Origin of the sequence: Leptospira koniambonensis (assembly GCF_004769555.1) — a bacterium.
Lineage (GTDB): Bacteria > Spirochaetota > Leptospiria > Leptospirales > Leptospiraceae > Leptospira_B > Leptospira_B koniambonensis.
This window is the reverse complement of the sequence record NZ_RQFY01000012.1, coordinates 272711-297724: the sequence shown is the minus strand read 5'-3', so window position 1 is coordinate 297724 and position 25014 is coordinate 272711. Positions and strand designations below refer to the sequence as shown.

The window sequence follows — 25014 nt, the reverse complement described above, 5'->3', positions numbered from 1 at the left end:
GAGTGGGAACTCCTACTTGAAGGAAGATTCTCTGTTTGTTGGAATTCCAACATAGGTTTGGGGTTGGGGAATCAGGTTGACAAAGGGGGGATTTTGTGGTATAGGGGAAAGCGCTTTCCCACGGGCCACTCCCCCCTCCCGAATCAGGGCGGGGGCGGTTTAAAAAAAAATGTAGGAACTCCTACATCCTTCCTCACTTACCGAATAAACCCTTTACTCCATCCACGAATTCTCTTCCAACTGGAAGGTTTGTCTCGTCCTCGTCTTTCAGATAAATTGTATAAGCGCCGCCCGCTTGGGATTTTGCGGCGGAAACAAGATTACGATTCACCATATGTTTTCTGTGGATCCGCAAAAAATCAGTCTTAGGTAATTCTTTTTCTAAATCGCCAAGCAGCTTGGCAGTTTCATAATCTCCGTCCTTGGTATGAAGAACGGAACGTTTTCCATTTGCAGTGAGATAATATAGATCCGCATATAAAACCCTATGGATCAAACCTCCATCACGAAAAACGAATACTGGATCCGGTTCACCGCTTGCTCTGGAATTGGAAATTGATTTTAATTGCAGATGATGAAGTGCCCTTTCCATACATGCAGAAAATCTTTCCTTTGTATAAGGCTTCAAAAGATAATCGCAGGCCCCAACTTCGAATGCTTTAAGAGTGTGCTCCCTATAAGCTGTGGTAAATACTAATACAGGAAGACTCTCTCCTATTTCTTCCAAGACCTGTAAGCCAGTTTTTTCGGGAAGATTGATGTCCAAAAACATCAGATCGAATTTTTCTTTTTTAAGAAGATCGATTGCCTGAGAGCCTGTTCTTGCGATCCCGCCCACTTCGAACTGAGGCCAATATTCCAAAAATTTGCGGAGAAGGTCCCGAGCAGGAACCTCGTCTTCTATGACTAAAACTTTATATAGCACGCTATTCATCTTGATGCAAATTCCAATCGTAATGTGGTGATTCCGAATTTATCTTTTTCTAATTTGAGTTCCGCTTCGCCAAAATTATACTCTAACCTGGATTTTATATTGTTTAAGGTGCGAGAAAATTCGGACTTCTTATATTCAGGTAACAAATGATGTTCCTGTTTTTCGTTCCCATTATTTTTGATCTCTATTTTTATTCTTCCGAAACTTTCGGTTGCACTGATCTCTAATATCCCTGCCTCGGAACGATTTTCTAATCCATGTTTGAAACTATTTTCGACTAATGGTTGTAATGTGAGAGGAGGTATCCTCAACCTGGAAAAATCCCCCACTTTTTTGATCTTGATCGTTAAAGAATCCGAAAATCGTATCCTTTGTAATTCCAGATAGTTTACCGTGAAATCCCATTCTTCCGAAAACGGTATAGTTTTTTCGAAAATACGGTCTGACAAAAATCGATACGTTTCGGAGAGTAAAATTAAAGCGTTATCTGCTTTTTGAGGGTCTGTTACGAGCAAAGAATGTATTGTATTCAAAGTATTAAACAGATAATGAGGGTCCATCCTGTTCTGAAAGGTCCGGTATTGGATATCTTTCAGCTCACTTTCCATCTTCTTCCTTCTTTCAATCAGGATCTGCATGGATTTTTCTAAAAATGAAATGAATAATGCCAGTATTAAGCTGCTTAGAAGAATATTATAAGATCCTCCGTGGGGCCTTTCGACTCCTTCTCCCGCTAATAATATTACATGGATGATCCCGCCTGACGCGACTCCCAAGACAGACGCAATCGCAGAAGCTACTACCAGAAAAGCACCGGTAAAAAATGCCCCTTTGTTCATTCGGTTTAGGAATTCTACAGAAAACTCGACTATAGAACATACACAATGTGTAGTCACCTGAGTGGCCAAGAACACCTTCCAAAAAGGAGCCTTGGAATTATGAGCGACTAACAACGAATTCATTGTGCCGATCACTGTGTTTATAGTTAACCAGAATAATATTTTAAACGTGCGCATAGAAAGAATGGTCGAAAATTTTTTTCCGGTTCCGACTCCACTGATCCTTTATTCTTTTACCCCGTCGATTCCCTTTTTACAATCTTATTCCAAGGGAAGTATCGTTTATTCCAATCGAATGGAAACTACAGAAATCGGATCGACCAGCTTGTTAAATACAAAGTCTGGTAGACAAGAGAGTAAGGATAAGTTTATCTAAACGAAATTTTTTCTTTACGACTTTTGTCGGCAAGTAATCGAGGGGGACCTCTTTGAAAAAGACATCTATTCGAAAACTGATCACCGCAGCATGTTTTATTATGGGATCCGTACATTTATCCGCAGAGGAAATCGTTACCACCAAGAAAGACGAACCGGATGGTTTTTACGGTTTAAAGATAGGTGGTATCCTCTCCCCTTCTTATAACCAGAGAATGAGAGACGGCGGCTCCGGTCTTACTAACGCGTATCCAAATGAAGAGCCGGGTTTCTCCACTCCTTGGACCCTTCTGACCATTAATAAAGAAATTAAAGAAACAGGGGTCAGCTTGGAACTATGGGGAGAATTATTACGTTCTGCTCAAGTAAGTGCAGATACAAGAATGGACGGAGGAACTAAATCTAATCCTTATATTTTAGGGATCAGAAGGGCACTTATCCGCAAAACCTGGGAAACTGGACTTGGAGAATATTCACTAACGTTTGGAATGCAGGAACTCCCACACACATACACCCAATGGAAAAATTATTGGAGATGGAGATATGTAGATAAAGGACCTCTAGAAAGTCTGGGATTCGCACCCGCTCCCGCCGATATCGGGTTAGGCGGAACAGGGAAATGGGATAATAATATATCCGCCCAAGTAATTCTTTCCAATGGAGAAGGTTACAGGCAAACTCAAAACACTGACTCCACAGGTTTCGATCTTTCTTCCAGAGTTTCTTATGAACCTAAAATAGGTGATGAGAATAGGATCGGCCTTCATTTCTTTTATAGATCCGCTAACTTAACAGGTGCCGCTTCTTCAGATTGTAAAGAAGGAACTGCATGTCTTGCTTCAGATAATAACCCTTTAACTAACCTCAGAAAAGATGTTCGTTCCTTAGAAAGTGACTCTTATGCTGTTGAGGCTAATTTTGATCGTAAAAAAATTCTCAACTTTGGACTTGGATACGTGTTCAGAAAACAGAAAGGCGGAGATATCAGAGACGTTTCTAAACCGTTCGGAGCTATAACTCCAGGTTTGGATTCTACGGGAAATGCTGCTTACGCCTGGTTGTCTTTAGGATGGGGAGATTTTAGGATCGTGGGTAGATTAGAAGGAGGAAGCGGAAGAGACGGAATGCTCGCCGCAAACCGAACTCAGATAAACCAGATCATGCCAGGAAGTCCCGAATCGGATTATTGGAATATACAAACCAATACCATAGGGCCTTTGGTAAATTCTTCCGGTTATTCTGTTCGTTCTTCCTTCAGAAGGGGTTCAATATTCGCGGAATGGAATATTACAGATTCTTTACGTGTTTCTATAGGGTATACCGAATCAAGGAACAGGGACAAGGACGGAGACAGGGAACAATCTTATGTGGATGGGTCTGGAAACGAAAGGACCAAAGCGGAGTATTTACAACAATTCCAAGGCGGTGCAAATAACGGGATCGTATCCTACGGCCGCCTGACCAAAGAGTTAACTCTTTGGACCACCATCGAATTTTAAGGAGATATTTATGAAATTAAGAGTGTGGATGATCTTAAGCTTAATGCTTTCCATCGGTTCCTTGGTTTTAATAAGCCAAGAGAATAAAGAGAAGGATGCGAGAGTCTCCTTCCTGATAGGAAAAGTACAGTTACAAAAAGGCGGCAAGGGAAGTTGGAACATTTTAAAACAGGGCGACCTAGTTTCAGAGGGAGATATAGTTTCTACAGGAAACGCTTCCAAAACCACCCTTCTCTATAAGGGATCTGAGTTTAAGATCCTGCCGAATACAAAACTGAAAATTTCCAGCCTGTATAATGAATCCAAAGACGGTAAATTAGAAGTGCAAAGCGGATTTGCTTGGTTCCAACTTGTGAACCTAAAAGGAAAAAAATTCGAAGTCAGCACTCCTACTACTACTGCTGGCGTAAGAGGAACTGCTTTCTCCGCATTTCATGACCATAAGACCAAAGATTCTTCCTTCTGTACTTGTGAAGGTAAGGTTTTGATGAATGGAACAGGAGATCCGAAAGACGGAACTATGCAGGAAAAAGGAAATGGTGGCTATTATCCTGGCGGCGGAGAAGAGCCTAAAAGAAGTTCTTATGATGGGATTATCGTAAAATTCAAATCTCTTCCTCCATTTAAGGATTTAATGAAAAAGAATATTTCCTTAAAGAACTGTCTATCTTGCCATACACCTCAAGGCTGGACTCCAGAAGATTCCGTTCCAAGCGATGAGACATACGGCGGCGGAAAGATGTAAATCTTTTATAAAGATTTTGGAATGTATGAGAGGCTCACGAAAAACTGAGCCTCTTTTTTTATCCTAAGGGCAAGTGATCGCATTTCCAGGATTGGAAGCGAATGCTCCTTGGAACTGAAGCCCACCGAATAGATAAGGATACGCTTCCGAATTCGGGATTGGGATAGTAACTAATCTTAATTTATCCGTAGTAGATTGAAGACTACATTTATTCCCAGAACTAACATTCGTGATCGCATCCAAGGCCAAAGAACTAGGCAAAGGCACCTGTCTTAATACGTTATTCACTAAAGGAACAATCAGAGAGCGGATCAAAGGATCTACCACTTGGAAAATTCCCTTAGGGTCCAAACCAAAAGGATTGAATGTAGGCCCTTCCAGAATGTCCATTGTGTAAGACATACTAGCTTCGTCTTTTCGGATCACAAGACTTAGCGCATTCAAATTATTATATTGAGGTTTTCCAGTAGGATCCGGATTCACGAAAGGAATAAAATTGAAGGACCCGTCCCCTTTTATACTAACTCTTACAGTATTCAAAAGATAACGGCAACTGTTTGCAGCACTATCCGCTGCGGCTACACTACAAGGCACAGAACTTCCGCTACCAACATCTGTTCCAGGAAGTCTTCTGCCATATATCCTTAATTCTAAATCAGTAAAGTTCACTACCAGAGTAGGAAGCGCACTCGCTCCTCCAAATTTGAATTCACCATTTGGAGCATGTATAGCATAAACATCAATATCTACATCATCAGTAGCGCTTACGTTCGGAACAAACTTAGTCGGATCACTTGGTTTTAAACCTACTAAGGGTCTACCTGGAGATAATATATTTAGTAAGGTCCCAACTTTTACCAACTCTTGGGTTAATTCGAAAAGAGGATCAGAACCAGCATACTGTTTGATCTGATTTATAAATTGTTTATTGATCCTTAAATTTAAGGCACCATTTTGCCAGAGACTATAAGCTGCTTGGGTCACAGTATCAGCATTCAATGTTAAAAGTAATCCTGGATTGGCATTACTTCTGGAGAATGGATATGTTTTCGCCATAGCAGTTCCAGTCGGAATAGGACGAGTGCTTACAAAACCAGTAGCCAATTGGTGCCCATGATAATTCGGATCCGTATTTACAAGAGGAGTTTTAGCAACTAAAGATACACTTGCAGAAGTTAGTATTCCTTTATTAGTTCCGTCCGATTTTACGATCGCATCATTTTGGGCCATCAACCTCAAAGACAGAGGAAAATTATTCAAAGGTGCAGGTAAATAATCCGGTAAAGTAACATCCAAACCTGGATTATTCAATGAGACTAATACTGCATTCATTGCTTCCACAGATACTCTTTCCACAATATCTCGAAGCATTGACTGAGTGATATAAGGTGTCGCCTGTGGAACTGCATTATTCGCTACACTTTCTGTAATTGGAGAAAGCCAAGAACCTAATGTATCTGTGGCAGCGAGTAAATTTACGCCTGCTACACTTAGATTATTAGTCCACTCTGAAACATAAAAGTTACCGTTAATTCCATCCGTAGGTGTATAAGGAGTTTTGATCGCTACTGCAATTTTCCCGCTCGAATCAAAGCTTGCGTTTGCCTTAGCTCTCGCCAAACGAGAAGTATATGGTGAGTTCGGGTTCAATGTCGCCGAGGTAGAGAATGCATAAGTATCGTCGTTCCCAAGCAGGCAAGCAAGGACTGTACAATCATGAGAATACCCTATAGTAGTGATATCTATCACAGATCTTTTTCCATTCAGATCTATCCCCATCACTCCGTCAGCCTGAACGTAAATCGAATCAGTGATATTGGTGGTATTGTCTGGAGCTAATGGAGGAACTACCACGTTATTGATATAAACATCCAACCACATAGGAAGATTTCCTGCAAAACTCGCGGTAATATTGAATGCGCCAGTATTTCCGGCTATCCCGCAATATCCATTCCCGAATTGACCCGGCATATCCCCGTAGGTTTTCACGTAATTTACGCTGATCGGAAAATCATTAGCCGTAATAGACCAGAAATCTATACATCTTCTGTCCGAAAAGTTCCCATTGCCGTCCGGATCTCTAAGAGGAGTAACGTCTGTAGTTTTAGGAGATCCGGAAAAATCGTTAAACGTTTTATTCGTGATCTTAAAATCCGCATGAGCAAACCTTTGGAGAATATTAGAAAATAATTTTAAAGTCTGAGCTTCATCAAAAACCGCGGCAGAGGCATTAGATATTAAAGCATATGGAGTAGAATTTACTTTTCCATAATTAAATCCAAAAGACCTACGGAATGTTTTCCCATCAGCAGTAGAGATCTGGAATTCATAAGCGTTCCCTCCTTGGTATGGTTTCAACCCAGCTTTTGCTCCTGAAAAAGTATTCAAATTTAGGGAAGAAGCCAAAGGTGCAGTCATATCACAAGGAGAAGCTGCACAAATCACGTGTTCCGCAGTGGAACCCATATGTTTTAATTTAATACTTTGGATTTGGTTTGGATTACTAGGATTGGAAAAACTTGCATTCAGGTTCATGGAGATTGTACCTGGAGTTGCATCTAAGTAAGTCAGATCTTTTTGAGAATTCGCCGGACCCACTCCTGTGCCATTTAAGGACATTGTAATATAGTAATCCGGCTCCGTAATGAAGCTGACAGTATAAGGCTGAAGATCCCCTCCTTCTAATCCTTTGGAAGCAGAAGTCAAGGTTAGCTTGTAAGTAGTATTTGCCTTTAATTCACGATAAGGATCGAATACTAATCTTCCCCCCGACTTCCAGTAGAAAGTTCCTCCTTTTTCAGTAGGAGGCCCAGGAAGAAGGGTCCCATTATTTTCAGTAAATACGAAGTCGGCCTTAACTGTGCTTGAAACCATCGGTTCGGAGAAGACGATCTCTAAACTTTTATAACGATCCACCTGAGTGAGACTAGCTAAATTGAGAAGGACCTGAGGCCCAGCGGTCCCGAAATCAACAGGTAAAGTGGCAGGAGTATCTGTTTCAGTATAATTAATATTATTGGAAGCCCCGGGGATTGAGCCTCCATCATCAATAGGAATTCCAATGGAACTAAGGAATGAATCGAGCATGCCTCCCCCCTTTTCAGAATCTTTACATCCGAAAAATAAAAGGGGCACTGCCAGACAGGTTATAACAACCGTCCGTTTAATAAAAATTCTATCTCTTTCACCCAATCCGGTAACCATCTTTTTTCTCCAGTCTTCAATCGCATGATTTCTTTTGAATTCGGCAGGAATCGGCACCCGTCAGTGCCTATCCAACCTCAGACTGGACCTTCTTCTTTCGAAGAACCGGCCCCGCCTTTAAGAGTTTATTTTCAATTTTGGAGAAAACTCTTGGTTTAGGATTTATTCTATTTTTATAATATTATGTTTCTATACTTTATCCTCTTTTGCTAATTCCTATATGCTCTTAAGGACATTGCACCACTGTTCCAGGGTTTGTAGCAGCAGCTCCTTGGAACTGAAGACCTCCGAATAGATACGGATAAGGTTCCGTATTCGGGATCGGGATAGTGATCAGTTTCAATTTATCCGTAGTAGACTGAAGATTACATACTGCACCCGAAGAAAAATTCGTGATCGCAGAAACATTCAAAGATTTAGGCAAAGGAACCTGTCTCAATACGTTATTCACCAAAGGAATGATCAATGAACGGATCAAAGGATCTACCACTTGGAAAATTCCTTTTGGATCCAATCCGAATGGGTTCACTGAATTTCCTTCCAGAATGTCCAGGGTATAAGCCATACTGTTCTCATCTTTTTTGATCACAAGGCTCATAGCGTTCAAATTATTATACTGAGGTTTTCCAGTTGGATCCGGATTCACGAAAGGAATAAAATTGAAAGAACCATCTCCCTTGATACTTACACGCACAGTATTCAAAAGATAACGACAACTGTTTGCAGCATTATCCGCTGCCGCAGAAGAGCAAGTGATCGAACTTAAAGTAGGATATCCGATCTGAGTTCCGTTCGGTCTTCTTCCATAAATTCTCAATTCTAAGTCAGTAAAGTTTACAACGAGTGCGGGAATGGAACTTGCCCCGCCAAACTTAAACTCCCCGTTAGGTGCATGGATCGCATACACATCTATATCCACATCATCTGTAGATTTTACGTTCTGGATGAGTTTTGTAGAATCACTTGGATTTAAACCAACCAAAGTAGATCTACCAGGAGCCAAAATATTTAGGAGAGTTCCTACCTTCACGAGTTCCTGGGTCAACTGAAAGAGAGGATCTGAACCAGCATACGCAGTGATGGAATCAATAAAAGGTTTATTGATTCTTAAGTTTAATGCACCGTTTTGCCAGAGACTATAAGCCGCCTGAGTAACAGTATCAGCTGTTAAAGTTAAAAGAAGTCCAGGGTTTGTAGAACTTTTAGAGAATGGGAAAGTTTTAGTAAGAGCATCTGCATTCGGAACAGGGCGAGTGCTCACAAAACCGGAAGCTAATTGATGTCCGTGATAATTCGGATCCGTATTGATCAAAGGATTTTTAGCTACCAGCGCAACAGAAGCAGAACCAACAAGTCCTTTATTCGCTCCAGAAACCGTAGGAACCACATCTGTTTGAAATTTCAATTTCAAAGAAAGAGGGAAACTTTGGAGAGGCGCAGGAAGATAATCGGGCAATATTACATCCAAACCAGGATTTGCCAGGGACGTAACAACTGCGTTTAAAGCATTAGGAGCAACCTTTTGCACAACGTCCTTTAACATGGATTGAGTAATTGCCGGTTTTAAAGCCGGAACCATATCGTTCGCGATAGAAGCTGTTACGGAGGATAGAAGGTCCGCTGCCCAAGAAGTAGAATCTACATAATCTACAGAATCCAAAGTTCCAGCATTATTTTTAACTCTTAAATGGTCAGACCATTCTTTCGTATAAAAATTATCGGAAGAGGTGTTTGCAGGAAGGGCTGCTATAGTTAAAGGAGTTTTAATAGCTATATTAAATTCCCCATTCGTATCCACCACAGTATTTGTATTCCCAACAGCAGCGCGAGGGTTTGCAGTTTCGTTTAAATTCACTTCTGCAATGGTAGTAAAATAGAACTTACTACCAGAACCCACAAGTCCGAGACCAATGGAATTTCTGTTTCTTGCAATAATCGCAAGATTAATAATCGCCTTACGTCCGTTAATGCTAACTTTCAGGTTGTTATTTGCAGGAACACTTAAACTTGCAGTGATTGTTGGATCGGTTCCGGTCATAGCAGGAATATTGACCCCGGTGATATAAACATCCATATCGAAGTCGGAACAGCCCAAGAAACAACCATTACCTACGAATGCTCCAGGATTTGCTCCCGATCCACCGCAGTATCCATCTCCGTTATCAGGGTCGGTAGAATCTCCGAAACTACGGATAAAGTTAATCTCTGAATGATAATCTATACAATAACTTGTTCTTTTCGAAGTGCTTTTAGGAGCATTTGAAAAATCCGAGAATGATTTACCGGATATCTTATAATCGTTCTTAGTGAATCTTTCTAAGATCTGACCGAATAATTTTAAAGCCTGAGTTTCATCTACGATCGCAACAGCTCCATTTGTGATCATAGCATACGGAGTAGTATTCACTTTTCCGTAATTGAATCCCAAAGATCTGCGGAAAACCTTACCGCTTGTAGTAGTGATCTCGAAAAGATAAGCATTCCCGCCCTGGAATGGTTTTAGACCTGCTTTAGCTCCAGAGAAAGTGTTCAGGTTCAAAGAAGAAGCCAAAGGTGCAGTCATATCACAAGGAGGAGCCGCACAAATCACATGCTCAGCAGTAGAACTTAAATGTTTCAGTTTGATCGACTGGATAGAATTTGCGCCGCTGATGGGAGAAGAGAAACTCGCATTCAAGTTCATCGCGATCGTTCCAGGAGCAGCATCAGTATAAGTTAAATCCTTGGAAGAATTTGCAGGACCAACTGCTGTTCCGTTTAACGTAGCATTGATCAAATAATCGGGCTCAGTAGTAAATTCTATTGTATAAGGCTGAAGATTTCCACCTTCTAAACCTTTAGAAGCACTAGTTAGGGTGAGTTGATAAGTAGTATTTGGTTTTAATTCTTTGTAAGGGTCGAAGATCAATCTTCCACCTGATTTCCAGTAAAAGGATCCGCCCTTTTCAACGGCAGGCCCTGGCAATAAAGCCCCGGCTTTTTCTTTCAGAATAAAATCACCATTCACTGTAGATTGTGTCATTGGTTCAGAGAAAACAATCTCCAAACTTTTATAACGATCCACTTGGTCAGTAGAAGATAAGTTTAATAATGCTTGAGGTCCTGCAGTTCCAAAATCTACAGGAAGAGTAGCAGGCTCATCTGTATCCTTATAAGGAGTTAAAGACGCACTTGGAGGAAGACTTCCCCCGGAATCAGTAGCAATCCCGAGACTTGCAAAGATTGAATCAGAAAGGCTAGCTTGTTTTTCCGCCCCGCATCCAATAGATACGAATAATACAGCGAAACTGATAAGTAAAAATCCCTTGAATGTTTGCGTCTTCATTTGTGTCGGTAGTCCCGTTATATATCTATTTTTCATCTTAGTGAGAATATCGCATTCAGATCATCCCAGTACGTCGACGTAGGCTGTCCGTTATTCCAATTATCATAGAAGAAGGCATCAGATCCGGAGAAACGACGACCTCTTTCATAAATATCTCCGAACAATCCAATCAAAGTTCCTGCAGAATACAGGAACGCCCTGTTATCCATAAGAGAAGTTTGGATCATATCAGATCTCAGAAGTACTTTAGTGTTTTCGAATAGTTCTTCTACAGAGTATTGAGCAGACATGTTTGCATTCTTCTCTAAGAAACTGAAGAAGCTTCCTGGTTTACCCAATTGGTAACCGGTTGCGTATAAATTCCTTCCGTACGGAGCCATTGAATCCAAAACAGGAGGAAGGCTTGTTGTCACGATATCAGAAATGGTATACGTTCTTGTATCCAGGGCTGAATTATTCAGGTCAGTATCATCTCCCACATAGAAGAGAGAAGAAAGAAGATCCAAAGTATTTGTAATTTCACCTGCTGTGAGTTGGATATCCAACAAGAGATCCAATAAGAAATCCAAAGATTTTACTAATGACCAGCCGGAAGATCTGGAAACGTAGTCACGAATTCTTCTGACCAGATCATCTACTTTCACCCAAGAAGGATCATATAGATCATTACGAGGACGATCATCGTATTTATCAGCAACACGATATACTAACCAATCAATCCCTTCATCAATAGCGAATTGGTTCGGGCAGTTGGTTTGGAAATTTGCTTCTCCACCACAGTCTGACCAAAGTTTTGTTTGATTCAAGATCCCAGAAAGACCGTCCATGATCTTATCTCTCGCATCAGCCTTCGCAGGATCTCCCAGATTTGTAGTGAACTTGATAAGCCCAGAAAGAATATCAGTTTTACTTAATAGATCCAAAGGACCGTCCGTCATACGGTTACGATCGGTGCTTGTAGGTGTAGAAGTTCCTTCTATCAAAACACTTAAGAGAGTTCTGTAATTTTTAGAAGGTTTGTATTCTACTGGAGTAGCTTTAGGATTCCGGATACCGGAACTAATTCCTACAGTCCTAATTTGAATAAAAGAAGGTCCCGGAGAAGGAATTCCTGTCCCTTGGATCGGACTTACATTAGAGTCATATACTCCATTAGGTCCGTAAGTTTGGTCTGGGCCATAATAAACATAAGGACGAGAGAATATCTCCGCAAGACCAGTAAATAGTTTATAAGGATTTTTTCCCAGTGGTCTATTCGCCGAGTCCTTAGCATCGTCTCCGAGAGCTTTTGCCAACGCCACAATGAAAGGAGTCAGACGATTTCTTTTATTCCAGTTAGCATTTACTTGAGAAGCAGTAGTATCAGTAGTTCCCAAGAAACCGAGTTGTTTGATCACACCGGCATTTTGAGATACTACAGGAGGGATCATTCCATATACAGTAGTTGGATCAGGAATTAAAAGAGGGAATAATGCAGAATATACTGCAGTAACTTGAAAACCTTCGTTACCTGCTAAACCGTATCCCCAGCCTTCTACAAAGAAAACTGCGTCGCCAGGTTCATTAGATAAATCCTGCAGATTTGTATCTTGAACTACCCATGGTCCTGCTTGTGTACTTGAATCAAAAGTTTTAAGAGGAGTTCCTTTTTTCTGCCAAAACCCATTGAAGTTTGTGCAATCATCTTTTAGAGGACCACAATTCGGGCTGAGATTCATCATTCCCATGATCCCGTTTCCGATCGCTGTAATAAATAATGCTTCTTGGTAAGTTACTGTTGCGGCTAACTTAGCTCTTACAGGAAGAACTGCTACGAATCTTTTTTCGTATAATAACCATTGCAGATTTTTATAAAATGCTTCTTCTGCACTCGCAACTTGTATTGGAGCAGGAGCCGTTTCAGTTATTGAATAATAACCTTTATTGGTGAGTACAGCAGAAGCAGCGGTTTGATCCACGCCGCCAAGATAAATCCTTCTCTCTCCGCCTGTTCCTGGATCGATTTGCACATAATATTTGGAAGTATTCCAACTAGGTTGGTATTGCAAAGGATTTCCATTCGGAGCTAAAGGTTGTCCTCCACCGTCTGTTTGGCTATAATAAGGACCATAACCTTCTAAGGTAACCTTAACGATCCAATCCAACATCCAAGGAATTGTTTTATTATATAATTTATCGAATGTTGCTTCCGAAGCAGGATCTGTAATTTGTTGAGCCTCTCCACGAGAAGGAGCTTCTAAGATAGAAAGAACTCTAGTATTAAAACCTATTTTATAAATTGAACCGTCTCTAAATACCTTGGAACTAGTGCGGCTCAATTCTGTAATATTCTTAAAATTGAATGAATCTCCGGATCCAATAACAGATCCCATACTGAACATTGCATCACCTAAAGTTAATTCTCCTCCAGTAGTAAAAGGTCCAGTATCCGTTAGAGCATTGTGAGTTGTTTGGGCTGGATTCCATCTGTAACCGTAATTATCAGCAAGTGTAAGAACAATAAATAGAGTCTCAAGAGAAGAAAGTGGACGGCTTTCCACATCCGTTTGGCGATTTCTTCCATCACCATCTAACTGTAAAAGATCTCTAAAAGTCTGGCTGGAACCGGAAGAATTACGCATAAAATCTAATAAATATGCATTCTTAGCGGTTTCTTTCAGAACGTTTACAGTTACATCTCCTTGCGCAAAAATTAATCCCTTAATCGTTACGAATAGATCTCGCAACATTGTTCTTAATTCAGCAGGTTTTAAACCGCCTCCTGGAGAATTATAAGCTGCGTTTGTAGAATATTCGTTAGCGCTGGGCTCCGCAGGAGAAACAGTATTCGCTGTGAAAAAGTTCTCGGCGTTTATTATAAAATTCTTAAATGAAGTTTGAGGAGTCATCTGATCCTCAAATCCAGCAGCTTTATACATCATCTCGCCGAAATCATAAACGAGAGAGATAAAACCTTCTTTTAAAGTACGATCAGTAAGCAGAGAAGGAGCAAAAAATCCTCCTAACAAATTCTCCACTCCTGTGCGGAATGTAGTATTTTTACGTAATCCTTTATAAAGAAAATCTTCTATATCATGAAGAGTATCTACAGTATCAGGATCTACCAAAAGATCAGCAGTATCATGGATAGAAGTAGCGATCTGATTCGCAGATTTTGTATTATATTCGATCAAAAGTTGGTTCGCACCAAGAGGCATTAGATTACGAACCACAGGTTTTTTATAATGACGGATCTTTTCAAAAACCGGCTGGATTGAAGAATATGCAGCAGGATTCGAAGTTTGCATCTTTTCGATCACGTCTGCAAGGCCCAAAGAAAGTGTTTGGACGCTGGTTCTACTCTGCAACATAGCAGATTCTAGGGCGCGAATTGTGCCTAAATTGTCCTGTCTTGGAGCTTGGGAGAGTGAATCGCCCAAGGCCTCATTGAAGCCAACTGGGTCCAAAGTGGTGAAAAAACTTTTCACCACTGGATAAGGATTCAAAAAACTGAATAAAGAAACACCTTTGTAGTCATCAGTATTATCCGAAAATTGAGAAATTCCGTTTTTATCCGTTCCAGCATGAGAGCAGGCCGCGGATAATGATAATATAAGAGAAATGAAAATTATATTTTTCTTAAAAACTAAGAGGCGACTATTCTCCCCTGTAAGTTCTCCTATTGGCAGCATCTTCATCCCTTAAACCTCTCTGGGTCTATGTTCGCTTTTTTGAACAATTGTTATTTTTTAGAACCAGAACGGCTTCTATTTATACCGTGGTTCTAAAAAACCTTCAATCTTTTTTTATATCAATTGTTCTAATCGTGTATCGATCGCTATACTGGTACATACTATAACGGTATAGACAAGGATTTTTTTCACTATAATTGATGATTTTTAGGATAACGTACGTTATTTTTAAAGCCCTTATACGCCTCTTATTTCTCAAGAATACTACTTAAAATCATGTTCTAAATCATGATTTAATCTAGCTTTCGAGTAAACGCACGTTTAATTTTTGGAAAGTTTTTATTTACAATGAGTGGTCTCGAAAGCCACAGAAAATAAAAAAGGCCGAGAAATTCTCGGCCTTTTTCTTTATTACATTTTGAATATGTAAGTTAAGCGGTTGCCGCTTTCTTTTTGTATATAGCGTAACCTATCGCAGCAAGTCCCAATATTAACCAAATATACCAGAACTTCACAAGAAGAATGGTAATCGCAGTAATTACGAAAGCCACAACTCCGAATACTAGAGAAAGAGCGGTTTTGCCAAATTCTCCCACAAGAGGAATAAAACTTAAAAGAGAAAGTAAAGGTCCCGCAAGAAGATTAAAACTTACCCACATAGCGATAAAACAACCAGCTCTCATGATCCATTTCATTGTATTATCATCGCTTTGGATGTCCTTCATTGTGGATTGGAAATCACCCACAGAGGCATTTAAAAATTTATTACCTTCTTCGCTAATAAATTGACCAATCGAGTTTCCGTTCACTGATCCCACGAAAGTCATATTTTCTTCCGGAACTGGGACAAGAGATACACTGACCCTTTCACAACCTTCAGTTTGGTTGCTTGCACATTTTTGAGATAGGTAGATATAATCCCCTTCAGCAATTCCTTTTACCAACTCCGCTGATCCTGGGCTCACAGAAGGTACCGCAGAAGTTAGATCCACTTTGCTTAAATTCACGCTATAGGTTTTGCCTTCGTCGGTTTTAATTTTCCCGTCGGAAGCAAAGAGAGGGTCACTATCCCTTACAGTAGCCTGGTAAAAAGGTTTAGACTTACATGCAGGATCTTTGAAATTTCTAGGATTTTTAGGAGAAGAGATCCAATCCAATTCACAATCATAGATTGTTTTTTTGGTTTTAGAATCTTCTTTGCTAGTTTCTTCCCAAGCGTATACTTCGGAAGATTGAGAATAGGAAATATACTTTCCAGGTTTTACGAATTCTCCACCCAATGCATCAGCGCTCAATTTACCCGTAACATAAGACGCAATCCCAGGTTTTGCTTGGGATGCAGGTAATGCACCTTTGAGAGCCGCACTTGCTTGTTCACAAGTTTCCACTTGAAATATCAAATATAAGGAAAGAGGGAATAAAACTACCCCAGTCAACATTCCTTTGAACGAGTCACCAATCGATCCGAATATGCTCGAACCTTCCCCTGATTCTTCAAACGCCATGTAAAAACCTCCCAACTGGCCTTAAAAAAGACGAAAGGGCATTCTACATTCCACACAATTCGTTAGGCAATATCTTTTTTCCAATCCGAAAAGAAGAAGATCCGTTCTCCAAACGTACGTTTTAGAAAATTAGGGCGGTAAAATCACGCAGAGGCGCAAAGACGCGGAGGGAATATTGTGATATTGGAAATTACTACAAAAATTCTCTGCGGCTTCGCGACTCTGCGTGCAAAACTTGCAGCCCGCGGCAAGGATACGCAGGGCGCTAGTCCGGCTTGCCGGATGAGCGCGTATGCGCGAACCCGCAGTAGCCTGGTCTGAGCAAAGCGAAGAGCCGCCCAAACTTTTTTAGGTATATTCTAATTTTTGAATATTATAAAAGTTTTTGTGAAAACCCAAACTCAGAAAAGTTCCAGCCAGGCTTTACGGATATCTGACTTTTCCATAAAATAGGTCCCGATAAGTGCAGCGTCCACATGGGAACGAAATTCGTCCAAGTCAGCCTTACTTTTGACCCCGGATTCTCCTACTTTCACTATATTAGGAGAAAGTTTAGAAGCTACCTTAGGAACCAGATCCTGATGAATGCTAAAATCGTCCAGATCTCTAGTATTGATCCCAACAATATTCGCTCCTGCTTTCGTAGCGATGATTGCTTCTTCTTCTGTATGGATCTCTGTAAGAACATCCATATTATATTTTTTGGCTTCTTTGATCAGTTCAGTGAGTTTTTCAGGTGTAAGTATACGAACAATAAGAAGGATCGCGGCTGCTCCAAATTCTCGAGCTTCAGCTACTTGTTTTGTATCTATTATAAAATCTTTTCTTAATATAGGTATATTGACCTGAGAAGAAACATTTTTGAGATCTTCAAGGGATCCGCCAAAAAATTTTTTATCAGTGAGAACTGAGATCGCAGTAGCTCCACATTCTGAATAAGTTTTTGCGATAGAAACTGCGTCGTATTCTTGCCGGATGATGCCGGAAGAAGGACTCATTTTTTTACATTCTGAGATGATTGAAAATTTGCGAGAACGTAGAGATTGCCACAAACCCACTCCAGAAAATGGAGCAGGTTTATATTCGGGAATACTTTCGATTTCCCTTTTTTTTTCTTCTACGATTTCTTGGAGAACCCGATGTAATGCCATCATCGGTTATGCACGAAAGGTTCGAAGCGCCTCGTCCTCAGTTTCGCGGATATCAAATAAAGAAGTAAGTTCGATCACATCGAAAATTCTTTTAACCGCCGGTTTGATCCCACAAATTTTGAGACCGCCTTCTTTTGCGTTCAATTTTCTGAGTGTAGAAATACAAGCCCTGAATCCGGATGAAGACATATAATCTACGTCTTGCATGTTCAGAATAACCCTGGTATGTCCTTGGTTATCGATTAGATCGTTCAGATTTTCTTCCACCTCGTTTGCGATGGAAACGTCCAAACGTCCCTTGAGGTAAACTATTAGAACTCCGTCCTGTACCTTATGATCGAGCAAAGGAACCTACCCTAGCGATAATTTAGAGACAATTCTCGATGCAAAAAATAGCCTGTCAACCAAGTTCCCCAAGATGAAGAATTTTCCTACCTCCTTATTAGGCCAAAGAGTCCTGGTTCTCGGCGGGGGAGTTTCCGGCATGGCGGCTCTCCGACTCTTGAAAGAGAGACAGGCGAATGCCGTTCTTTGTAATTCGGAAGCCGTGCCAGATTCAAATGTAACGTTCGTAGGCGAAGATGTAATCTTAGCTGACCTTCTTCCAATCGCACTCATCATAAAAAGTCCAGGCATTTCTCCTTCTCATTCTGTAATTTCCCAAGCAAATTCTCTCGCGATCCCAGTAGTTTCCGAAGTTGAATTAGCAAGAGCATTCTATTCCGGAAAATTGATAGGAGTAACAGGCACAGACGGAAAATCCACGACAACTTCTCTGACTACTCATTTAGTTTCTGAAGATTTTCCTGGAGCGACTGCAGGTGGAAATATTGGTTTGGCCTTCAGCGATTTTTGTCTAAAACCGGTTCCACTTTCAGTGTTGGAACTTTCTAGCTATCAGTTAGAAGATTCTGGTCCTTTAGAACTTAACGTATCTGTAATATTAAATCTTGCCTCGGATCATTTAGAAAGGCATAAAAATTTAGATAATTATTTTGCAGCAAAAACTCGAATTGTAGATTCCACTAACCCTCGTCATACTCTTGTGACCAGTTCTAAACTTTTTAAAGAAAGAATCCAGATATTGGGATGGTCTTGTAAAATTTTGGTCTTCGGCAGAGAATCAGGAAATGATGCGATCATCTCGGAAGAAGAAAGAACAATCAAAACTGCAAAAGCAATTTATGATGCTAAAAACTTTCCTCTCCCAGGCGGTCATAATTTAGATAATCTGGCAGCTTCTATCCTAGCCTCAGAAGCTATCGGTGCTAAACCGGAGCATATCCAAAACCTAATTGGGACTTTTAAAGGACTTCCTCATCGTTTCCAACATGCAGGAAAAGCGGCAGGTATTTCTTTTATCAATGATTCCAAATCTACGAACCTTCATAGTATGCTTGCCGGTTTAAACACTTGGAAGGACAAAAAAGGGACCTTTCTTATTTTAGGTGGAAGACCAAAAGCTGAACCTTTAGGACCTCTGAAAGAATTTTTGGCCACAGGAGTCGGATGGGTTTTATTGATCGGAGAAGCAAGGGAGACCTGGGCTCCAGTGATCTCTCCTATCCTAGGTGCTCATTTAATATTAGCGGATAATTTGGAAGAAGGTTTTTCTCAAATCAAAACTGCAGTGCGTTCAGGAAGAGCAAGAGTTTCGTCTGTAATATTTTCACCAGCTTGTGCAAGTTTTGATCTATATAAAAACTTTGAAGAAAGAGGAGAACATTTTTTAAAATTAGTCTCCGATTGGACCAGAGAGGAACCTTAGATTTATTTAAGATGTCCTTGGTGGTTTAATTTTTCCCAGACCTTGGACTCTACGAATACTTTTAATAGATCTCCATCCAAATGATTTTCCTTGGCTTCCATTTCTAAAATGTCCAAGGCTCTATCTACAGGAACCGCTTTTTTATACGGTCTATCTTGATCAGTCAATGCATCGAATATATCTGAGATAGTCATGATCCTAGATTGGATCGGGATATCTTCTCCGGAAAGTCCTCTTGGATATCCTGTTCCATTTAATTTTTCGTGGTGAGCATGTGCAATGGTTGGCACCATCTTTAGATCATTTGTCCAAGGGATCTTACTTAGGAACTGAAATGTATGCTCTACGTGGGATTCAATCTCTTTTCTTTCATCAAAATCCAAAGAACCTTTTTTGATGGTTAAAAATCCAAATTCATAAGGAGAGATAAGTTCTAAATTTTCTCCTTCTGTCGTGATGTACTGTATCTTGGCGATCTCTTCTAAAAACTGAGAATTCGCTTCTTCTAATATAGAAGGTTCATTACTCTGGCTGATGATCTGGAACATAGAAGTAAGTCTTTTACATTCTTCATTGAACTCAAATTCTATCGCTTTTTCAAAATCTATGTATCCTGTAGGTCCATGTTTTTTTAAATATTCTACTTTTCTTAAGTTTAATTTAGATTCGAAATCTTTTTTTAAGTAGCGGAATCTCCAATCAATCAGACCGATCTCAAGATCTTCTAATTTTTTGGCCTTAACCAAAACTTTTTCTCGAACTCCAACCTTCCCGAAATCGTGAAGTAAAGAAGCGTATCGGATCTCTTTGAGCTGTTCTTTGGAAAATTTTGTTTCCTTATATTTTCCGAAGTCTACTCGATCTAATGTTTCCGCAAGTCCAACTGTCAATACAGCAACTCTAAAAGAGTGACCACTTGTGGTTGGGTCCCTGGCTTCGATCGCATTTACTGATGCAGTTACAAATCCTTCGAATAATGTTTCGATTTCTCTCAATAGATAATTGTTTTGGATGGCTACGGCTGCTTGTCCCGCAACTCCAAGCACAAGTTGAGTGGAATAATCATCGAAAGGTTGGATTTCCTCCCCTTTCATCTGTTCTACACTCAATTTCTGGCTAAAATTCCTTTTGCGGTTAATGAGCTGAAGAACACCTACTACATCTCCCCTATGACCTTTCATAGGAACGACTAACATGGATTTTGTATGATAATTCGATAATATATCAAAATTACTATTGAAAGAGAATTCTGCATCGGCAGGCAGATCATAAACATCTTGTATGTTCAGGACTTTACCAGTTTCCGCAACATAACCTGCAATACTGGATTTATTGATCGGAAGAATGAATTCTTCTGTATCAATGCTCAATGCTGAAATTTTAAAACGTAAATTTCGAATAAATCCTATATCGTCTTGTTCTACAAGATATAAGGAACCTGAGTCTGCATTACAGATCTCTCTTGCACTATATAAGATCTCTCTTAAAAGTTTATCAAAATCTTTTTCGTTAGCTAAGCTGATACCGATCCTGGTCAATCTGTTGATCTCATATTTTGCAGTATTGATCTTATGTAATAGATCAAACTGATCCGTGATCATATGCAGATGCAAAAATCCGTTTGCTAATGTTTTAGAAAGATGAAGATCAGAAGTGATCTCAGGCAATATTCCAAAAATCAGATCATCTTCGATTTCCGTATTTTTATAACCTTCGTAACCAAGGTCAGCGTTCAAAATAAACCGGGCTAGTATTAGAGGATTATTCTTGAGTTGTTCTCTGATCTTACTATGTTCCGACTCTAAAGTTTTGTCGGAGATATAAAATAAAATGTCTACGAACTGAGGAGTATCTCTGATTTCTTTAGACTCAAAAAAGTCTTTCAGATTGATCAGCTCAGCCGACATCTTGGTACGGAGGATCGAAAGTCTTCCTGCAAGAGTAGCGGAATCCGTTACGATATATTGCTTAAACTTGGATTCCATCCTGATTATCCCATCCTAAGCATCTTTTAAAATCGTGAAAAGGAGTTTTTTTCAAGTTTTAGCCTTGGATATTCCTTCGAAAAACGGCCGTTTGGCTTAATTCGTCTTTCTTTCGGAATATACTTTATCCTTAATGATCTTGGACCAATCCTTTACGAATTTTTGAGAATGTTCGTAACCTATCTCATATAATCTTTTATATTCATCCCAATCGAAGGTAGAAAAATCTCTCACTGGTAATTCGACGAATATATCAGAATTTTCTTTTGTTTTAAGAAGATTATTTCGGCTGGATAATAACATAGATCTCATGAACAACTCACCTATATGAGGGAAAGAATATCTATCTTCCTTTTTCATAAACTGATTTCCCAAAAGTTTTAAGGCAGAAGGGCCTTCGCCAGGAAATCTTGACTCTACCAATAATCCGTAAGTTTGATCCTTATTCGGCTGAGATCCAGCTCCTAAATCAACGGAAACCAATACATCAGCGCCTTTTCTTCTCACTAAAGAACCAGGAAGATTATCCCAAAGTCCCCCATCCACATACAAAGCGCCGTCAGTATAAAAAGGAGGAAAAATCCCTGGTATAGAAGTACTTGCTCTGATTGCCTTCCAAACTTCTCCTTCTTCGAATACTTTCGGTTTTGAATTTGTAAGATCGCATGCTACTGCTAAAAAAGGGATCAATAGAGTTTCTATCTTTCTATTTCCGAAAAATTCTTTGATAGCCTTAGAATATCTTACACCTCTCAAAATAGAAACGAAAGGAAGAGTATAATCTCTTGTAAGTTTTGCTTCTATCCAAACTTCTTTGATCAGTCTAAGAGATTCGTCGAATCCGTAACCCATTGCAAATAATCCGGCCATGATGGAACCAGAACTAGTTCCTCCGATCAGATCTATTGGGATACCAGCTTCCGTTAAGGATCTGAGTAATCCTAAATGCGCGAAACCTTTTGCTCCTCCACCAGAAAGAGCAACTCCTACAGACCTACTTTCTAATCTTCTTGCAATACGATCAAATTCTCCTGATCTTTTCTTTCTCAAGATAAGCTTTTGGCCAGGCAATTCGTGAAGAGTATCTTCTAATTCTTCCCAACGATTATAAGAATCTTCCAAATAGATTACGGATTCTTTTGTGGTTTCACCCAAACTTTCTCCTTGGATCAAATTCCAAGAATAAGAGTTTTTTAATATAGGTCTTCCAGTTTCGGCAAGAAGAAGGATACGATCCGCTTGTCTAAGACTAGCCTCCGTCCAAAGAGGATCTCCAGAAGGCCCCACTTCGAAGACAACATTATCATATTCCTTCTCTAAACCCGCAAACCAAGAGAGAATATCAGGGATCCCAAATCGTATTCCATTTTTTTGATATATCTTTTTATCTTTTAAGAACTTAGAAAGTTTTTCCTCGTTTACAGGGAGAGCAGAACCAAAAGATTTTAAGGATTTAGAAAGTTCGTTTGAAAAATTTCTGAGAGGAAAACCTTCTGTGACTGGAACGAGCGCAATCGTATGGACTTTTCTACCAAATCGAGAGGATTCTTTATTTTTTTGTCCCAATCTTCTGGCAATAGTTTCGGTCACATGGAATAAAGCCTCTGGAGACTCAGAGATAAATTTTCTAAAACCATTTCTGGAAATTTGGATTACCTGAGAAGAACGAACCGCATATACGGAAGCAGAACGAGGTTCTCCAGTGAGTAGAGACATCTCCCCTATAATATCTCCTTTTGCAAATTCACCTTCTCCGGTGATATTTCCTTGGTCGTCAGAAACGCTGTATCTAAATCTTCCGGATAATATTACAAAAAGTGAATTTCCAGGTTCACCTTGGAGCATCAACCTTTCTCCACCTGGAACGTATAACCATCGCAAGTACGGAGTCAATTCTCCAATCTTTCTACGATCTATATGAAATAATAATTCTAGATTGGAAATAAATCCTAAAAGTTCCTTATGACTTGGCTCGTAAGAAGCCATTCTAAAAAATCTTTTAGTCTCTAATCTTTCTTTCCAACGTTTAGAAGTTTCTGGATGTTCCGTTTCCCATTTATGCCAGTTCTTAGTGCTGATCCTCAAAAGTTTAGAATCGGTCTCTGTTCTTACTCCGAACTTACCTTCTTTCCAATGGAAAAATCCTGCTTCTCCAAAATGAGAACCAGGCCCCAGGCTTCGGATCATCAGCTCTTCTCCAGAAGAAGCCTTAGTGAATTCTTCACATTTTCCTTCTAAAAGAAAATAGAACCAGGCTGAAGATTTTTCAGAAGCAATTAGAACTGTGCCAGAGCTTACAGATTTGTATTCGAAAAGTCCTGCAAAAGAGGAGGCCTCTTCTGGATCCCAATCCCGGAACAATTCCTGGTTGGATGAAAATATAGATCCGAACCTAGTATTCTTTCCTTCTGATTTGCTCTTTGTTCCGGTTTTTTTCTTTTTTTCTCTCACTGCGTTAGTCTCTGGTATAATCTAAAAAAACAAGCTAAGTCGAAGAAATAGATACTGCAATCGGAAATATACTCTTATACGACTTACAAAAGAAAAACGCCCGAAGGAAAAGATCCCACGGGCGCAAACAAAATGAATAGGAGATCTAAGTTAACGATTAACGTTTCAGACCCAGGACTTCCTGCAACATTTGGTCTGTGGTAGTGATCGTTCTGGAGTTCGCTTGGAAACCTCTTTGTGTAACGATCATATCAGTAAACTGATCAGAAAGATCCACATTCGACATTTCTAATAGACCAGCGTTGATCTTTCCTCTACCTGCAATACCAGCTTCTCCAATCAAAGGTTCACCTGAGTTATTGGAGAATGCAAACATTGTATCCCCTGCTTTATCCAAACCAGCTGGGTTATTAAAAACTGCAGTTGCAATTCTTGCTAAAGGTTGTTTGATCCCGTTGGAATAAACACCAGTAACAGTTCCTGAATTATCAATGGAGAAAGACTCCAGATATCCCATAGTGTATCCGTCTTGTTTTACCGCTTTGGTAGTAAAGTCAGAAGAAAACTGAGTGATCCCGTCTACCATTCCAGTCTCGCCTAAAGAAAGATCAAAACTTTGAACTTGTGGATTACCAGGAAGTTTGAAAGAAACTTTTGCGCTCAGTTTTCCAGTGTTCATCACATCTGTTCCGTCAGAAACATAAACGATCTTTCCATCAGGAGTAAATCCAAACTCAAGTTCAGTTAAGCCAGGCATTTGAGTGTTTTGTCCACCAGTAGCAGCAACATCTACGGAAAGTTGAGTAGAATCAGTTAATGACGTTCTTGCCTTCCAAGTATTCTCACGCACTTTATAGAATTCCATTTTGAATTCTCTCTCAGCACCTTGGTCATCAAAAACTTTGATAGTAGTTACGTGTCCTCTTCTCGCCTTAGGATCCGGATCATTGATCATTGCAGTGATCTCTTCAGGAGTTGCATCAGGTGGAACAGCTTGCACGGAAGAATTTAAGTTGGATCTGAAATCTACTTTGGAAGTGGCTCTTGCAGGCTCTTTTGAATAAACTGGAATTACGATGTCTTCTATAGATGCGGAAGAGTTGATATACTTATTCCCTTTTTCATCGAGGCGGGAATTCCAACCTTGCACTTTCAATCCGTTTGCAGGATTTACATAATAACCATTCTTATCTAAGTTAAACGCACCAGCTCTGGTATAGAATTGTTTGTCTCCATCTTTAACGATAAAGAAACCTTCTCCGGAGATCGCAACGTCAGTGTTCTTACCAGTAGTTTGCAAAGAACCTTGGGTCATGATCTTATCAATCGCAGCGATCAATGATCCAAGACCAACTTGTTGCGGGTTGACCCCTCCAATGTTTTCCTTAGGCTCAGAGGCTCCTCTTAACTCTTGGGAGATCATATCCTGGAAAGTAACACGCTCCGTTTTAAAACCGTGAGTGTTCACGTTGGAAATATTGTTACCGATTACGTCCATCCGCACTTGGTGGTTTTTTAAACCGGAAACTCCTGAATAAAGGGATCTCATCATGGCGCTTATA

Annotated in this window: 14 protein-coding genes; 3 read left to right on the top strand and 11 right to left on the bottom strand. The window is 40.0% G+C overall.

The window, feature by feature from the left end:
* Nucleotides 1-193 precede the first annotated feature (193 nt).
* Nucleotides 194-934 (bottom strand): LytR/AlgR family response regulator transcription factor, encoded by a 741-nt coding sequence (locus EHQ52_RS19225; protein WP_135616991.1) that lies wholly within the window; start codon nucleotides 932-934, stop codon nucleotides 194-196.
* Nucleotides 931-1896 (bottom strand): sensor histidine kinase, encoded by a 966-nt coding sequence (locus EHQ52_RS19220; RefSeq protein WP_135616990.1) that lies wholly within the window; start codon nucleotides 1894-1896, stop codon nucleotides 931-933. Before EHQ52_RS19220 ends, EHQ52_RS19225 begins: the two co-directional genes overlap by 4 nt.
* A gap of 305 nt (nucleotides 1897-2201) precedes the next feature.
* On the opposite strand from EHQ52_RS19220, the gene EHQ52_RS19210 reads away from it, so the two are divergent.
* The gene (locus tag EHQ52_RS19210) at nucleotides 2202-3647 is read left to right on the top strand and encodes a hypothetical protein (protein WP_135616988.1); all 1446 of its coding nucleotides are present in this window, start codon (nucleotides 2202-2204) and stop codon (nucleotides 3645-3647) included.
* Between the two features lie 10 nt (nucleotides 3648-3657).
* Nucleotides 3658-4392, top strand: coding sequence for a FecR family protein (locus EHQ52_RS19205; protein ID WP_135616987.1), 735 nt, complete (start codon nucleotides 3658-3660; stop codon nucleotides 4390-4392).
* A gap of 63 nt (nucleotides 4393-4455) precedes the next feature.
* On the opposite strand, the gene EHQ52_RS19200 is transcribed toward EHQ52_RS19205, so the two are convergent.
* The 6 genes from EHQ52_RS19200 to EHQ52_RS19175 all read right to left on the bottom strand — a co-directional run bounded on the left by EHQ52_RS19200 (nucleotide 4456) and on the right by EHQ52_RS19175 (nucleotide 17593).
* Nucleotides 4456-7479, bottom strand: coding sequence for an Ig-like domain-containing domain (locus EHQ52_RS19200; protein ID WP_244244961.1), 3024 nt, complete (start codon nucleotides 7477-7479; stop codon nucleotides 4456-4458).
* Nucleotides 7480-7822: 343 nt separating this feature from the next.
* A complete protein-coding gene (locus EHQ52_RS19195) occupies nucleotides 7823-10921 on the bottom strand; it encodes an Ig-like domain-containing domain (protein ID WP_135616985.1) in 3099 nt (1032 codons plus the stop codon).
* A 32-nt stretch (nucleotides 10922-10953) separates the two neighbouring features.
* Nucleotides 10954-14592 carry a hypothetical protein gene (locus tag EHQ52_RS19190; RefSeq protein WP_135616984.1) on the bottom strand — a complete coding sequence of 1213 codons (3639 nt, stop codon included), beginning with the start codon at nucleotides 14590-14592 and terminating at the stop codon, nucleotides 10954-10956.
* A gap of 431 nt (nucleotides 14593-15023) precedes the next feature.
* Entirely contained in the window at nucleotides 15024-16097 is a 1074-nt protein-coding gene (locus EHQ52_RS19185) for a TMEM43 family protein (RefSeq protein ID WP_135616983.1), read from the bottom strand.
* 401 nt (nucleotides 16098-16498) lie between these two features.
* Nucleotides 16499-17251: a beta/alpha barrel domain-containing protein gene (locus tag EHQ52_RS19180; protein WP_135616982.1), complete on the bottom strand. Its 753-nt coding sequence runs from the start codon at nucleotides 17249-17251 to the stop codon at nucleotides 16499-16501.
* A 3-nt stretch (nucleotides 17252-17254) separates the two neighbouring features.
* Complete coding sequence (locus EHQ52_RS19175) at nucleotides 17255-17593, bottom strand: STAS domain-containing protein (RefSeq protein ID WP_008596972.1); 339 nt, start codon at nucleotides 17591-17593, stop codon at nucleotides 17255-17257.
* A 73-nt stretch (nucleotides 17594-17666) separates the two neighbouring features.
* On the opposite strand from EHQ52_RS19175, the gene murD reads away from it, so the two are divergent.
* The gene (gene murD / locus EHQ52_RS19170) at nucleotides 17667-19016 is read left to right on the top strand and encodes a UDP-N-acetylmuramoyl-L-alanine--D-glutamate ligase (RefSeq protein WP_135616981.1); all 1350 of its coding nucleotides are present in this window, start codon (nucleotides 17667-17669) and stop codon (nucleotides 19014-19016) included.
* Nucleotides 19017-19018: 2 nt separating this feature from the next.
* On the opposite strand, the gene EHQ52_RS19165 is transcribed toward murD, so the two are convergent.
* The 3 genes from EHQ52_RS19165 to flgE form a co-directional block, all read right to left on the bottom strand.
* The gene (locus tag EHQ52_RS19165; RefSeq protein ID WP_135616980.1) at nucleotides 19019-21001 is read right to left on the bottom strand and encodes an HD domain-containing phosphohydrolase; all 1983 of its coding nucleotides are present in this window, start codon (nucleotides 20999-21001) and stop codon (nucleotides 19019-19021) included.
* 96 nt (nucleotides 21002-21097) lie between these two features.
* Nucleotides 21098-23452 carry a patatin-like phospholipase family protein gene (locus EHQ52_RS19160; protein ID WP_135616979.1) on the bottom strand — a complete coding sequence of 785 codons (2355 nt, stop codon included), beginning with the start codon at nucleotides 23450-23452 and terminating at the stop codon, nucleotides 21098-21100.
* Between the two features lie 157 nt (nucleotides 23453-23609).
* Nucleotides 23610-25004: a flagellar hook protein FlgE gene (gene flgE / locus EHQ52_RS19155; protein ID WP_135616978.1), complete on the bottom strand. Its 1395-nt coding sequence runs from the start codon at nucleotides 25002-25004 to the stop codon at nucleotides 23610-23612.
* Nucleotides 25005-25014: the final 10 nt, after the last annotated feature.